Below are 13,171 nucleotides of genomic sequence, written 5' to 3'. Positions count from 1 at the left end.
TGAGGGTCGGACAACTAGACGCGGGATTGTCGAACGGCCATCGGCTGATACAGTGCCCTCTCACTAGGTGAGAGGATCACCGTGTTCGGCATTGACGATATCCTAAGGGCCATAGTCGCTGATCTGCATCTGGTCGCGGCGATCATGGCGGCGATCTATTTGTTGGCGTTTGTTTGCGCGGTGCGGGAGATATTCAATTCCCGGACATCGCAGGGCTCGATCGCCTGGCTGATTTCGCTGGCGCTGCTGCCGTTCCCGACTGCCTTTCTCTATATGATTTTCGGCTGGAAGTTCTTCGACGACTACGCCACCGACCGGATCAAGAATGGCCGCGCAGACCGGCCGCTCCGCGCCAAGGATCTGGCACTGATCGACCGGGAAACGGATGCGAAATGGCCTGTTCAGGTGCAGGTTTCCGAGCTGCCGTTTCTCAAGGGCAATGACGTCGAGCTGCTGATAGACGGAACCGCAACATTCGACTCCATCTTTGCCGGTATAGAAGCGGCAGAGCACTATCTGCTGGTGCAGTTCTACATCATTCGCGACGACAAGCTTGGTCAACAATTGGCTGAACGGCTGATTGCCAAGGCGAGGGCCGGTGTCGAAGTTCGACTGCTCTATGACGACATCGGCAGCACCGGCATGCCCAAGCGGTTTCGGGCGCAGATGCGCGAGGCCGGGGTGAAGGTTGCAGGCTTCAACCAGCGCCACAAGTTCCTGCGGGTCTATGGACCGACGCGGATCAACTACCGCAATCATCGCAAGATCGTGGTGGCCGATGGCAAGCATGCCTGGGTCGGCGGGCACAATGTGGGCGTCGAATATCTCGGCGAGAATGCAAAATTCGGGCGCTGGCGCGATACGCATGTGCGCGTTTCGGGGCCCGCTGCGCTCGGCTGTGCGCTGCTGTTCCGCGAGGATTGGGAATGGGCGACCGGTGAGCGCCTGCCTGCAACGCCCCCCAAGGAGCTTGATACGCCGGGCGATCAATCCGTGCTGGTCATGGGCAGCGGCCCTGCTGACAAGCTCGAGGAATGCGCCATTGCCTATGTCGATCTGATCGGGCGGGCACGAAAGCGGCTGTGGATCGTCAGCCCTTATTTCGTGCCGGATACCGATATCAGGACAGCGCTTTTTGCTGCGCGGCTGCGCGGAGTGGATGTGCGGATCATGTTGCCGGACAATCCGGACCATGCGCTGGTGTGGCTGGCGAGCATGGCCCATGCCGATGCCATGGTGGAACACGATATCTCGGTCTATCGCTATACCGATGGCTTCCTGCACCAGAAGGTGGTGCTGATGGACGACGACATCGCCACGGTGGGCAGCGTCAATTTCGACAACCGGTCCTTTGCCATCAATTTCGAGATCACGCTTTGGTTCACCGATGATCGGACCCTGGCAGCGGTCGAGGCCATGTTGGACGAGGATTTCAAATCCTGCCGGCAGGTCAGCCTGGCGGAGGTTTCGACGCGGCCGGTGACGCTCTACTTCATGACCCAGGCGGCGCGCCTGCTTTCGCCGCTGCTTTAGCGGATCGGCGGGGCGTAGAGCAGGCCACCATTGCTCCAGAGGGCGTTCTGGCCACGCAACATCGCGGCGCCGGTCTGTGGGCCGAAATGGCGGTCGTAGAGTTCGCCATAGTTGCCGACGGCGCGGATGGCGTCGGTCATGAAGCTGGCGCGCAGGCCGAGAGAGGTACCGAAGTCGCCTTCGACGCCGAGCAGGCGGCGGACATCGGCCGAGCGGGCGGCGGTCAGGGAGTCGATGTTAAGGCTCGTGACGCCCACTTCTTCGGCGGTGATCAGGGCAAAAATGGTCCAGCGAACAATCTCGAACCACTGATCGTCGCCGCCGGGAACGACGGGGCCCAGCGTTTCCTTGGAGATGCGCTCGGGCAGGATGCGGTGTTGCGACGGGTCCGTGAGTTCGCGGCGGATGGCCTGCAACTGGCGGCCCGAGGCGGAGATGACATCGCACATGCCGGCACGATAGGCGACGATGAGATCGGCGATGTCTTCGTAAACGACGTCGGTATAGCTGGTCTGATTGGAGAAGAAGAAGTCATCGAGGGCTTCGACGGCGTCCGATGTGTCGACGACGCAGACGCTCACATTGTTCAGCTCATAGGCCGAGACGACGCTGAGGGACTGGGGGACGAGAAACCCCTGCCCGTCAAAGAAGCTGGGGGTCACGTAGCGCGCGCCATAACGGAGATCGCGGCCGGCGGTCCAGGCGCCATTGCGCATGAGGACGTCCACTGCCCCCGTCTGCAGCGGCGCGAAACGGGCTTCGCCGCGGAAAGCGCGGAATTCGATGAGGTCGGGATTGCCGAAAACGGCAGCGGCCAGCGCCCGGCAGAGGTCTACGTCAAAGCCGGACCAGCGGCCATTGGCGTCCTGCTGGGCGAAGCCGGCCAGGGGATTGCTGGAGCCGCAAACGAGGAAGCCACGCTCGCGCACCGCATCAAGCGTCTGCGCGCTGACGGCGGTCACGGCAAGCGAAAGGGCGCAGGCAAGGCCCGCCGCCAGCGGCAGCAATCGCTTGAAAACTGAGGTCAATCCGCGGCTTCCCTTTGTGCCACCGCATATTGGCAGGGCAAGGCGTCGGGTCAAGGCGGCGATTGCTGCGAGGCGAGCAATTCCACCGGACAATGAGAGCGGTTGCCAAATCTCAGGCAGCTCTCCTCCCGCGAAGGGAGAAGAGCCGGTGTGTCAGATCTTTAATGCAGGATCTGGCTGAGGAACAGTTTTGTGCGTTCGTGCTGCGGGTTGGAGAAGAACTCTTCGGGTTCGTTCTGCTCGATGATCTGGCCCTGATCCATGAAGATGACGCGATTGGCCACCTGACGGGCGAAGCCCATTTCGTGGGTGACGCAAATCATCGTCATGCCTTCTTCTGCAAGGCTGATCATCACTTCGAGCACTTCCTTGACCATTTCGGGATCGAGCGCCGAGGTCGGCTCGTCGAAGAGCATGATCCGGGGCTGCATGCAGAGCGAACGCGCAATGGCGACGCGCTGCTGCTGACCGCCCGAGAGCTGACCAGGGAATTTATTGGCCTGCTCGGGGATTTTCACGCGCTCGAGATAGTGCATGGCGGTCGCCTCGGCCTCGGCCTTGGGAATGCCGCGCACCCAGATCGGGGCGAGGGTCAGGTTTTGCAAAATGGTCAGGTGCGGGAAGAGATTGAAGTGCTGGAACACCATGCCGACTTCGCGGCGCACTTCGTCGATGCGCTTGAGGTCGGCCGTGAGTTCCGTACCATTGACGATGATCTGGCCTTCCTGATGCTCTTCCAGGCGATTGATGCAGCGGATGAGCGTCGACTTGCCTGAGCCCGAGGGGCCGGCAATGACGATACGCTCGCCCTTCATCACACGCAGGTTGATGTCGCGCAGCACGTGAAAATCGCCATACCACTTGTGCATGTTGACGACGTCGATGGCGACTTCGGTCTTGGATACCTGCATCTGGCTGGTGTCGATTTCCCGTTCGACAGTCGTTTCGGAGACTTGGGACATTGAGCTACCTCTTGTAGCCAGTGTTAAGACGTCGCTCCATGTACATGGAGTAGCGAGACATGCCGAAGCAGAACACCCAGAAGACCATGGCGGCGAAGATATAGCCGGTGGTCGCGGTGTTGGCGGATTGCCATTCGAGCGCGGTGTCGTTCTTGGTCTTTACCGCTTCGAGCAGATCCTTCATGCCGACAATGTAGACGAGGGATGTATCCTTGAACAACGAGATGAAGTTGTTCACGATACCCGGGATCACGTGCTTGAGCGCCTGTGGCAGGATGATAAACCACATGCGTTTCCAATATCCCAGCCCCAAGGCTGATGCCGCTTCGTATTGGCCGCGGGGAATGGCCTGGAGGCCACCGCGGACCACTTCGGCCATGTAGGCCGAGGTGAAGAGCGTCACACCCACGATCGCGCGGAGGAACTTATCCACCGTCATGCCCTGCGGCATGAAGAGCGGCAGCATGATCGAGGCCATGAACAGAATGGTGATCAGCGGCACGGCGCGGATGAGTTCGATGAACCCGACGCAAACGGTCTTGATGATCGGCAGTTGCGACTGTCGGCCAAGCGCCAGGATGACACCCAGCGGGAAGGACAGCGTTATGCCGATCACCGAAATGATCAGCGTGACTAGAAGGCCGCCCCACTTTTCGGTCGGGATGACCTTGAGACCGAACACGCCGCCGGCGAGCAGGAAGTAGCTAAGGATCGGATAGACCACGATGAAGAGGACGGCATTTGTCCGCTTGAACGGGGCTTTTGGGATCAGGAGCGGCACCAGCAGGATGGCGCCCAGCGCAAAGACGATGTTCGGGCGCCATTGCTCGGGGATGTCGTAGAAGCCGTAAATGAAGAATTCCATTTCGGCCGCGATATAGGCCCAGCAGGCGCCGGCATTTTCCATGCGGCACTGTTCCACGGTGCCATTCGGCCCCACGGCATTGCCGAAGAAGAAGCCGTATAGCGGTGGGATAATCCAGGCGAGGAACAGAAGACCAAGTATGGTCAGCACCGTATCCAGCGGCGTCGCGAAGAGATTTTTCTGGGCCCAGGCGATTGCGCCCGTGGTGCGCACGGGAGCCGGTCGGGCGGTTACGAGTTCAGAGCGGACGAATCCAATATCGGTCATCAGATCCTCCTACCGTTCCACCAGCTTCACGCGGGCGTTGTACCAATTCATGATCGCCGAGGTGAGCAGGGAGAAGCAGAGATAGACCAACATGGTAATGGCGATACATTCGATCGCGCGGCCGGTCTGGTTGAGGGCGGTGCCCGCAAAGACGTTCACAAGCTCGGGGTAGCCAATGGCGGCGCCAAGCGAGGAATTCTTTGTCAGGTTGAGATATTGGCTCGTTAGCGGGGGAATGATGACCCGCATGGCCTGGGGAACGATGACGAGGCGAAGCCGGTCATTTTCCTTGAGGCCAAGCGACTGCGCCGCTTCGGTCTGTCCGCGATTGACCGACTGTATGCCGCCACGCACCGTCTCGGCGATAAAGGCCGCCGTATAGATGGTGAGGCCGAAGGCCAGCGCGACGAATTCGGGCGGCAGGGCGAGGCCACCCTTGAAGTTGAAGCGCTCGAGAACAGGCGGTTCAAAGGTAACGCTGGCGCCGCTGACGACGAAGAAGAGCCCGGTCACACCGAACAGGATCGCCAGCGAGGTCAGAAAGACCGGAAACCGCTGGCCGGTGGCCTCAAGGCGCTTCTTGGCCCAATGGCGAAGCGCCACGACGCCGAGAATGGCCAGGGCGAGACCAATCCAGACGAAGCCGAACTGCTCGTCGGGTATGGGCCTTGGTACGAAAATGCCACGCTGATTGATGAAGGAATCGAGCGGCAGGGCTATCGATTCCCTGACTGCCGGCATCGCCTTGAGCACGGCGAAGTACCAGAAGAACAATTGCAGCAGCAGCGGGATGTTGCGGATGATTTCGACATAGACGGTCGCAAGCCGCGAGACGATGAAGTTGCTGCTGAGGCGGGCGATGCCGATGGTGAAGCCCAGAACCGTGGCGCAGACGATGCCGATAAAGGCAACGAGCAGCGTGTTGAGCAGGCCGACGAGGAAGGCTTCCCAATAGTAGGAGCCGCGCGACCACGGCAGGAGCGAGAAGCTGATGTCGAAGCCGGCCGTCTTCCAGAGGAAATCGAAGCCGGTCGTCTTGTTTTGCGCCGCGAGATTGGCGGCGGTGTTGCCCACGATCCAAACGATGAAGCCGACGAGTATGACGGCAACGACGATCTGGTAGATGATCCCTCGGATCACCGGATCATTGAAAAAGCTGACGCGGGGGGCAGCGTCGTGCCCCATTTCGCGAGTGGTCATATGATGCTGTCCCTTGGCCGCAAATAACCGCTATGCGCCCTTTTGAGGCGCCATAGGTGACAGAACAAAGAGACCGGCGCCCACTTTGGGGCGCCGGCACAATTCGTTCAGATTAGCGGATCGGCGGGGCGTACTGGATGCCGCCGTCTTTCCAAAGGGCATTCAGGCCGCGTTCGAGCCCAATCGGGGTCGCGGGGCCAACGTTGCGATCATAGGATTCGGCATAGTTACCGACATGCTTGATGATCTGGTAGGCCCAGTCCTTGGTCACGCCGAGCGGGGTGCCGAAGTCGCCTTCAACGCCGAGGAGGCGCTTGATGGCCGGGTTATCGGAGCCGAGCATTTCGTCGACATTGGCCGAGGTCACGCCGAGTTCTTCGGCTTCGAGCAGCGCGAAATAGGTCCAGCGAGCGAGGTTGAACCACTGGGTGTCGCCAGCGCGAACCACAGGGCCAAGCGGCTCCTTGGAGATGATTTCGGGCAGGATGATGTGGTCATCCGGATTGGCGAACTTGGAACGTTCGGCGGCGAGAGCCGACGAGTCAGTGGTGTAGACGTCGCAGCGGCCGTCTTCATAGGCCTTCACGACTTCGTCCTGGTCGACGAAGACCACGGTGTTGAATTCGAGGCCATTGGCAGCGAAGTAGTCGGCTGCGTTCAATTCGGTGGTGGTGCCGGATTCGATGCAGATGGCGGCGCCGCTGAGGTCGAGAGCGGATTCGATGCCGTCGGCCTTGCGGACCATGAAGCCCTGGCCGTCATAGAACATGGTGCCGACAAAGCTGATGCCGAGCTGCGTGTCGCGGCTCATGGTCCAGGTCGTGGTGCGCGAGAGCACATCGACTTCACCGGCGGAAAGAGCCGTGAAGCGTTCCTGGCTGGTCAGCGACGTGTAGCGGACAGCTTCGGCATCGTTGAAGACGGCTGCGGCCATGGCGCGGCAGAAATCGACTTCGATGCCGGTCCACACATTGTTGGAATCAGGAGCGGAAAAGCCCGGCACACCGCCGGTCACGCCGCACTGCACATATCCCTTTGCCTTGACGTCATCCAAAATGGCGGCCTGAGCCGAGACCGCCGTAAGACCCAGTATCGCCGTTGCTGTAAGCGTTACGAGCTTTTTTTGCATTTGTTTGCCTTTTGTTTCCTGACCCTCTTATCCCGGAGTTTCTTTCCTAACTTTCGTTTCGGCGTCTCCGGCGGCACCCGCCGCCTTTGAGCGGCGAATAGATGCTGTTAAGCATGCAAGCGCCTATCGACGGCAACGTCAAGGGTAGAAGGTGCATTGGGACAGCAATTCTGTCTCTTTTTTAGCCAGACCATGAAACTGATCCGATTTTGAGCACAGAGCAGGCATGACTTCTTTTTCGAACCCGCCCTCCATCGAAACCATCCTGACTCACGCCGGGCGCGACCCCGATAGCCAGTTTGGCTTCGTCAATACGCCGGTTTATCGCGGCTCGACCGTGCTCTTCAAAACCCTGGCTGATCTCGATGCCCAGAAGCAGCGCTTCCTTTATGGCCGCGCGGGCAATCCGACGACGGAGGGCGTCGAGGAGGTCGTGACGGCGCTCGAGGGCGCCTATCGCACCAAGCTGGTGCCATCGGGTCTGGCCGCCATTACCATTGCCATGCTGTCCTGCCTGAAGACCGGCGACGATATCCTGATTACCGACAGCGCCTATGAGCCTGGGCGCAAGTTCGCCGACGGCTATCTGACCCATATGGGAATCACCGCGCGCTACTACGATCCGCGCATCGGCGCCGGGATCGCGGACCTTATGCAGCCCAATACGCGGGCAGTGCTGGCCGAAAGCCCGGGCTCGCTGACGTTCGAGGTGCAGGATATCCCGGCAATCGCCAAGGCGGCACACGCCAATGGTGCGCGGCTGATCGTCGACAATAGCTGGGCGAGCCCGATCTATCACAAGCCGCTGGAGCTGGGCGCCGACATCGTCGTGCATGCCGGCACCAAGATGTTCGTGGGGCATTCCGATGCTTTTGCAGGCACCATCTCGACAACCGAGGCGGCCTGGGCCGACGTATCGCGGGTGCGCACGCTGCTCGGCTTCTTTACCTCCGGCGACGATGCCTATCTCGTCTCGCGCGGCCTAAAAACCCTGGCGATCCGCATGGCCGCCCATCAGGAGCGGGCGCTGGAAATCGCGCATTGGCTAGAGCAGCAGCCTGAGGTCACCGCAGTGATCCACCCTGCCCTGCCGAGCCATCCGGACCATGCGCTTTGGAAGCGCGACTTTACCGGCTCGGGGAGCCTCTTTTCCTTCGTGTTGCAGCCCGGCTCCCGCGAGGCCCTGGCGGCATTCGTCGATCAGATGAAGATATTCTCGATGGGCTATTCGTGGGGCGGCTTCGAAAGCCTCTGCCTGCCCGTCGCGATCAAGGGCGCACGCTCGGCCCTGCCGTGGACTGACGAAGGACATCTCATGCGGCTTCACATCGGCTTTGAGGATACGGAAGACCTCAAGGCCGACCTTCGTGCGGGCTTTGACCGCTACGCCAAGGCGCGCTGAGCCAGCCGGCGCAAGGCCGGAACACCACGGAAACGTACGCGCCCGTCGGGCATGGCTTTGAACAGCCAGCGCCGGCGGGCGAAATAGTTTCGCACCGCATAGGTGCCGACGGCACCGATTACGAAGCCGGCGAGCACGTCCGTCGGATAATGATCCCCAACCACGACGCGCGACACGCCCGTGACCAGCGCTATGATCAGGAACAACCGGAAGAAGCGCGGGGCGAGAAAGCCGACAACGATGGCGGTTGCCATTGCCGTGGTCGAATGGCCCGATGGAAAACTCTGAAACGTCCAATCGTTGAGCAGATACTGGAAATCGAAGGCGCCAAACTCTTCGAATACGGCTGGCCGGCCGCGACCGAAGAGGCGCTTGAGCAGATTGACGAGAAGTCCCGTGCCGGCAACTGCCGCGAAGATGAAGCCCGAGAGCAGTGCCAGCTCATAAAGGGCAAGCCGCCAGCGCGACGTCCGTTTCCAGAGGCGATAAGTCGCAAAACTCAGGAGAAAGATGATGCCGCTGGGAATCAGCACCCAATCGGACAGGCCGAAATGGGTGACGAACTGGAATGGCTGGCGCCATTCGACTGCCCAGGCGATGGCGCTGCGCGAGGCATAGGCGTCGAAGAAAAGCAGAATGAACAGGGCCAGGATGAAAAAGGCCAGATAATCCGGCCAGTTCCGGCGATCGAGCCCCAAAGGCCAGCGTTTGCTCAGGTCAACCATGGCGCCTATTTGGTCGGATGCAGCGATGCCGTCAATAGCGTGCAGTGCCGCATTGCCGCCCTTGCCCTTTGGTGCCGAACAGGCTAACGGAAGGGCGCGACGTCGGAGTGTAGCTCAGCCTGGTAGAGCACCGGTTTTGGGAACCGGGGGTCCAAAGTTCGAATCTTTGTACTCCGACCATTCGCACGCATCGTGTTGAGGACTTTGCATGACCGCCCGTATCTACCGCCCTGCCCGTAACGCCATGCAGTCCGGCAAGGGGAAGTCCAAGCAGTGGGTTCTGGTTCACGAGCCGGCTGAGGCCCGCAAGATCGAGCCGCTGATGGGCTATACCAGCAGCTCCGATATGCGCCAGCAGATCAAGCTCTCGTTCCCGACGCTGGAAGAAGCAGAAGCCTATGCCCAGCGCAACGGCATCGAATACACCGTGCAGCCGGCGCATGACGCCACGCCCAAGCGCGTGAGCTATCCGGACAATTTCAAGTCTGACCGCAAGACGCCCTGGACGCACTGACCTCAGCGTCAGGCCGAGATTCCGCTAAGCGCCACAAGCGATTGTGGCGCTTTTGTTTTTGGTCGCCCGAACGCATCTTTCTCTCTATCGTTAGGTGAGTCCGACCGACAGGAGAGTCCGCATGTTTGTTCGCCGCAGCCTCGCCGTTCTGGCCACCACACTGACCCTTGCCGGCGGCGTTAATGCCGCGCCCGCCATCTGGAAAGTCAGCGACGGGAACAGTTCCGTCTGGCTCTTCGGCTCGATTCACATGTTGCCGGACGGCATGGAATGGCGGACTGAAATCTTCGACAACCTGCTCGACGAGGCGGACCGAATCTATTTCGAAACCGATCTCGGCATGGAAGCGCAGACCCGCATCCTGGCGTTGACCATGGAGCGTGGCTTTGCGCGGGACGGCGTTTTGCTCAACCATCGGATCGATGCCAAGCTGATGAGCAAGGTGCGCTCGGCCGCCGAGACTTATGCCGTGCCCATCCCTACTCTCCTTGCGATGCAGCCGTGGATGGCGGCGAGCACCATATCCGTGGCGGCGCTGACGGCAGCCGGGTACGATCCGACCAAGGGGGTGGAAACCACGTTGGTCAGCGAAATTCCTGTGAAGCGGCAAGGGTTTCTGGAAACCGCAGAGCAACAGATCGAGGCCATAGCGGGCGGCAGCGAGGCGGATCAGATCCAGATGCTGGTGGCTACGCTGGCGGAGACCGATGGGCTGGCCGCGATGGTCGACACCATGGTTGTAGGCTGGCTTGACGGGACGCCGGACGTGGTCGCCGATATTTTCTTGGCCGACCTTGGTGCCTATGGCGAGGCGTTTGTGGACCGGCTGATCACGCAGCGGAACGAGAATTGGGTCAAGCAGATCGTGACCATGCTGGAAACCGACGAGGAAGCGTTTCTCGTCGTCGGGGCCGGACACCTGGTGGGGCCGGATAGCGTGGTTACGCTATTGGAAAATAAGGGCTTTTCGAGCGAACGCGTGCAGTAGGAGGTCGCCCGGCACGAGGCCGGGCGACCTAGGGATCAGACGTCGCTGAGGCGCGTCCACTTGCTTTCGTTCTGGCTGGATTTCACCGAAGCGGTGATGAACTGCATGCCTTCGACGCCGTCAGCGAGCGAGGGCAAGAGGTCTTCATAGGCAGCGCCATCGCCGCGGATCACCGAAGCGAACTGGCTGTAGAGCGTGGCAAAAGCTTCGAGATAGCCTTCCGGGTGACCCGAGGGGATGCGGACATTCATCGAGGCGGCCGGCGGCAGGGAGATCGAGCCACCGCGCGTGAGAAGCTGCTTGGGTTTGCCGAATTCGGTGAACCACATGTAGTTTGGATTGTCCTGGCGCCATTCGATGCCGCCCTTATCGCCATACACACGGAGCTGCAGGCCATTTTCACAGCCGACGGCAACTTGGCTCGCCCAGAGCATGCCTTTTGCCCCTCCCTCAAAGCGCAACATGATGTGCACATTATCATCAAGCTGACGGCCGGGGACAAATGCGGTTAAGTCTGCTGAAACTGCTTCGGTTTTGAGGCCAGTAACAAAGCGGGCGAGGTTGTAGGCGTGGGTGCCGATATCGCCGATGGCGCCGCCGGCGCCGGAGCGGGCGGGGTCGGTGCGCCAGGAAGCCTGCTTGTTGTCGTCGGTCGTGGCTTCGGTCAGCCAGTCCTGCGGGTACTCGGCCTGGACGACACGGATCTTGCCGAGGGCGCCGGAAGCGACGAGTTCGCGGGCCTGGCGGATCAGCGGATAGCCGGTGTAATTGTGCGTGAGGAGGAATTTCGCGCCGTTTTTCGGCTTGATTTCCAAGAGCTTACGCGCGTCGTCGAGGGTGGACGTGATCGGCTTGTCGCAGATGACGTGGATGCCGGCTTCGAGGAAGGCCTTGGCCGGACCGTAGTGCATATGGTTGGGCGTGACGATGGAAACCGCCTCGATGCCATCCGGACGGGCGGCTTCGGCTTTGGCCATTTCCTCGTAGGAGGTGTAGATGCGGTCTTCGGCGAGGCCGAGGTTTTTGCCGGATTCCTTGGCGACTTCGGGGCGCGAGGAGAGTGCGCCGGCTACGAGGTCATAGTCGCCGTCGATGCGGGCGGCGACGCGATGGACGTAGCCGATGAAGGCTCCCGTGCCGCCGCCGACCATGCCGAGACGAATGCGCTTTGCGCCGTTTTCAGCCATTTTTGGCTCCTTGAACGTTAGCAGACTGTTGGCGTCGAGAGGGTCATTGGCGCGAATGCGTCAATGACCCGCTGTTCGGCTCAGGAGAGGCCAAGCATCTTGCGGTTGGCAGCCTTGTCGGTACCGCCCGAGGCGAAATCGTCGAAGGCATGTTCCGTCACGCGGATGATGTAGCTCTTGATGAGCTCGGCGCCTTCACGGGCACCGTCTTCCGGATGCTTGAGGGCGCATTCCCATTCGAGCACGGCCCAGCCCTTGAAATCATTGGCAGCCATCTTGGCGAAGATCGCCGGGAAGTCGACCTGGCCATCGCCGATGGAACGGAAGCGCCCTGCCCGCTCGACCCAGGACTGAAAACCACCATAAACGCCCTGACGACCGGTCGGGTTGAACTCGGCGTCCTTCACGTGGAAGGCCTTGATGCGATCCTTGTAGATGTCGATGTAGTCGAGATAGTCGAGCTGCTGCAGGACGAAGTGGCTCGGATCATAGAGCAGGTTGGCGCGCGGGTGGTTCTTCACGCGCTCAAGGAACATCTCGTAGGAGACGCCGTCGTGCAGGTCTTCGCCGGGATGGATTTCGTAGCAGACGTCGACGCCGGCTTCATCGAAGGCGTTGAGGATGGGAGTCCAGCGGCGGGCGAGCTCGTCGAAGGCTTCTTCGACGAGACCGGCGGGGCGCTGCGGCCAGGGATAGATATAAGGCCAGGCGAGCGAGCCGGAGAAAGTGGCGTGGGCGCTGAGGCCGAGGTTCTTCGACGCCTTGGCGGCGTTGAGCATGGTCTGCACGGCCCATTCCTGACGGGCCTTGGGGTTACCGTGGACGGAAGCCGGGGCAAAGCCGTCGAAGGCCGTGTCGTAAGCCGGGTGGACGGCAACGAGCTGGCCTTGGAGATGGGTCGAGAGCTCGGTGATCTCGAGGCCGTGGCTGTTGACGATGCCCTTGATCTCATCGGCATAAGTCTTGGAATTGGCAGCCTTCTCGAGATCGATGAAGCTCGACACCCAGGTCGGGATCTGCACGCCCTTGTAGCCAAGGCCGGCAGCCCAGCGGCAGATATTGTCGAGATTGTCGAAGGGTGCCTTGTCGCCGGCGAACTGGGCGAGAAAGATTGCGGGGCCCTTGATGGTGGTGGCCATGAGAATTCTCCTCTTGTGGCCCCGTAAAACCGCCTCCCGGGGCTCCTCTTGATGATCAGGGCGACGATTGCTCGCCGCCCTGACATGTTAGATCGCAGTTTCGACTGGCGCATGGCGCCTGTCAATGAAGTACGTTCGTCAGGACAGAGACACGATCGCACGCGCTTCCATTTACCTGTCGTCACCCTCGGGCTCTCCACTTGCGACATCGGCGTTAAGTGAAATGTCCTCG

General features: G+C 60.7%; 12 protein-coding genes and 1 tRNA gene. 5 read left to right on the top strand and 8 right to left on the bottom strand.

The genetic code is table 11. The features are described 5' to 3' along the window. The first annotated feature begins 81 nt into the window (after positions 1-81). Positions 82-1,533 (top strand): cardiolipin synthase, encoded by a 1,452-nt coding sequence (gene cls / locus JP75_RS09175; RefSeq protein WP_244446280.1) that lies wholly within the window; start codon positions 82-84, stop codon positions 1,531-1,533. On the opposite strand, the gene JP75_RS09170 is transcribed toward cls, so the two are convergent. The 5 genes from JP75_RS09170 to JP75_RS09150 form a co-directional block, all read right to left on the bottom strand. Continuing rightward, positions 1,530-2,561: an amino acid ABC transporter substrate-binding protein gene (locus JP75_RS09170; protein WP_035081825.1), complete on the bottom strand. Its 1,032-nt coding sequence runs from the start codon at positions 2,559-2,561 to the stop codon at positions 1,530-1,532. The two genes, cls and JP75_RS09170, sit on opposite strands and share 4 nt — an antisense overlap. A gap of 161 nt (positions 2,562-2,722) precedes the next feature. Beyond that, positions 2,723-3,523 carry an amino acid ABC transporter ATP-binding protein gene (locus JP75_RS09165; RefSeq protein WP_035081823.1) on the bottom strand — a complete coding sequence of 267 codons (801 nt, stop codon included), beginning with the start codon at positions 3,521-3,523 and terminating at the stop codon, positions 2,723-2,725. Positions 3,524-3,527: 4 nt separating this feature from the next. After that, the gene (locus JP75_RS09160) at positions 3,528-4,655 is read right to left on the bottom strand and encodes an amino acid ABC transporter permease (RefSeq protein WP_035081821.1); all 1,128 of its coding nucleotides are present in this window, start codon (positions 4,653-4,655) and stop codon (positions 3,528-3,530) included. A 9-nt stretch (positions 4,656-4,664) separates the two neighbouring features. After that, positions 4,665-5,855, bottom strand: a complete 1,191-nt coding sequence (locus JP75_RS09155) for an amino acid ABC transporter permease (protein WP_035081817.1) — start codon at positions 5,853-5,855, stop codon at positions 4,665-4,667. Positions 5,856-5,967: 112 nt separating this feature from the next. Continuing rightward, the gene (locus JP75_RS09150) at positions 5,968-6,984 is read right to left on the bottom strand and encodes an amino acid ABC transporter substrate-binding protein (protein ID WP_035081814.1); all 1,017 of its coding nucleotides are present in this window, start codon (positions 6,982-6,984) and stop codon (positions 5,968-5,970) included. 226 nt (positions 6,985-7,210) lie between these two features. Between JP75_RS09150 and metC the strand changes: the two genes are divergently transcribed. Further along, positions 7,211-8,386: a cystathionine beta-lyase gene (gene metC, locus JP75_RS09145; RefSeq protein WP_035081811.1), complete on the top strand. Its 1,176-nt coding sequence runs from the start codon at positions 7,211-7,213 to the stop codon at positions 8,384-8,386. Here metC and JP75_RS25240 read toward each other — a convergent pair. Then, positions 8,368-9,111 (bottom strand): phosphatase PAP2 family protein, encoded by a 744-nt coding sequence (locus tag JP75_RS25240; RefSeq protein ID WP_051960525.1) that lies wholly within the window; start codon positions 9,109-9,111, stop codon positions 8,368-8,370. The two genes, metC and JP75_RS25240, sit on opposite strands and share 19 nt — an antisense overlap. 103 nt (positions 9,112-9,214) lie before the next feature. On the opposite strand from JP75_RS25240, the gene JP75_RS09135 reads away from it, so the two are divergent. The 3 genes from JP75_RS09135 to JP75_RS09125 all read left to right on the top strand — a co-directional run bounded on the left by JP75_RS09135 (position 9,215) and on the right by JP75_RS09125 (position 10,613). Next, positions 9,215-9,291: transfer RNA gene (locus JP75_RS09135), tRNA-Pro, on the top strand. Positions 9,292-9,319: 28 nt separating this feature from the next. Next, entirely contained in the window at positions 9,320-9,625 is a 306-nt protein-coding gene (locus JP75_RS09130) for an ETC complex I subunit (RefSeq protein WP_035081809.1), read from the top strand. A gap of 121 nt (positions 9,626-9,746) precedes the next feature. Continuing rightward, positions 9,747-10,613, top strand: coding sequence for a TraB/GumN family protein (locus JP75_RS09125; protein ID WP_035081806.1), 867 nt, complete (start codon positions 9,747-9,749; stop codon positions 10,611-10,613). 35 nt (positions 10,614-10,648) lie between these two features. On the opposite strand, the gene JP75_RS09120 is transcribed toward JP75_RS09125, so the two are convergent. Further along, on the bottom strand, positions 10,649-11,800 hold the full coding sequence (locus tag JP75_RS09120; protein WP_035081803.1) for a Gfo/Idh/MocA family protein: 1,152 nt from the start codon (positions 11,798-11,800) through the stop codon (positions 10,649-10,651). Positions 11,801-11,880: 80 nt separating this feature from the next. Further along, the gene (locus JP75_RS09115) at positions 11,881-12,939 is read right to left on the bottom strand and encodes a sugar phosphate isomerase/epimerase family protein (RefSeq protein WP_035081800.1); all 1,059 of its coding nucleotides are present in this window, start codon (positions 12,937-12,939) and stop codon (positions 11,881-11,883) included. Positions 12,940-13,171 lie beyond the last annotated feature (232 nt).

Origin of the sequence: Devosia riboflavina, assembly GCF_000743575.1 — a bacterium.
Classification (GTDB): Bacteria; Pseudomonadota; Alphaproteobacteria; order Rhizobiales; family Devosiaceae; genus Devosia; species Devosia riboflavina.
The sequence above is the reverse complement of the archived record's forward strand: the minus strand, read 5'-3'. Positions and strand labels throughout refer to the sequence as shown.

Bases quoted from the DNA above. Each gene is read 5' to 3' on its own strand.
- JP75_RS09165 (WP_035081823.1), bottom strand. From the start codon at position 3,523: ATGTCCCAAGTCTCCGAAACGACTGTCGAACGGGAAATCGACACCAGC.
- JP75_RS09160 (WP_035081821.1), bottom strand. From the start codon at position 4,655: ATGACCGATATTGGATTCGTCCGCTCTGAACTCGTAACCGCCCGACCG.
- JP75_RS09155 (WP_035081817.1), bottom strand. From the start codon at position 5,855: ATGACCACTCGCGAAATGGGGCACGACGCTGCCCCCCGCGTCAGCTTT.
- JP75_RS09150 (WP_035081814.1), bottom strand. From the start codon at position 6,984: ATGCAAAAAAAGCTCGTAACGCTTACAGCAACGGCGATACTGGGTCTT.
- metC (WP_035081811.1), top strand. From the start codon at position 7,211: ATGACTTCTTTTTCGAACCCGCCCTCCATCGAAACCATCCTGACTCAC.
- JP75_RS25240 (WP_051960525.1), bottom strand. From the start codon at position 9,111: ATGGTTGACCTGAGCAAACGCTGGCCTTTGGGGCTCGATCGCCGGAAC.
- JP75_RS09130 (WP_035081809.1), top strand. From the start codon at position 9,320: ATGACCGCCCGTATCTACCGCCCTGCCCGTAACGCCATGCAGTCCGGC.
- JP75_RS09125 (WP_035081806.1), top strand. From the start codon at position 9,747: ATGTTTGTTCGCCGCAGCCTCGCCGTTCTGGCCACCACACTGACCCTT.
- JP75_RS09120 (WP_035081803.1), bottom strand. From the start codon at position 11,800: ATGGCTGAAAACGGCGCAAAGCGCATTCGTCTCGGCATGGTCGGCGGC.
- JP75_RS09115 (WP_035081800.1), bottom strand. From the start codon at position 12,939: ATGGCCACCACCATCAAGGGCCCCGCAATCTTTCTCGCCCAGTTCGCC.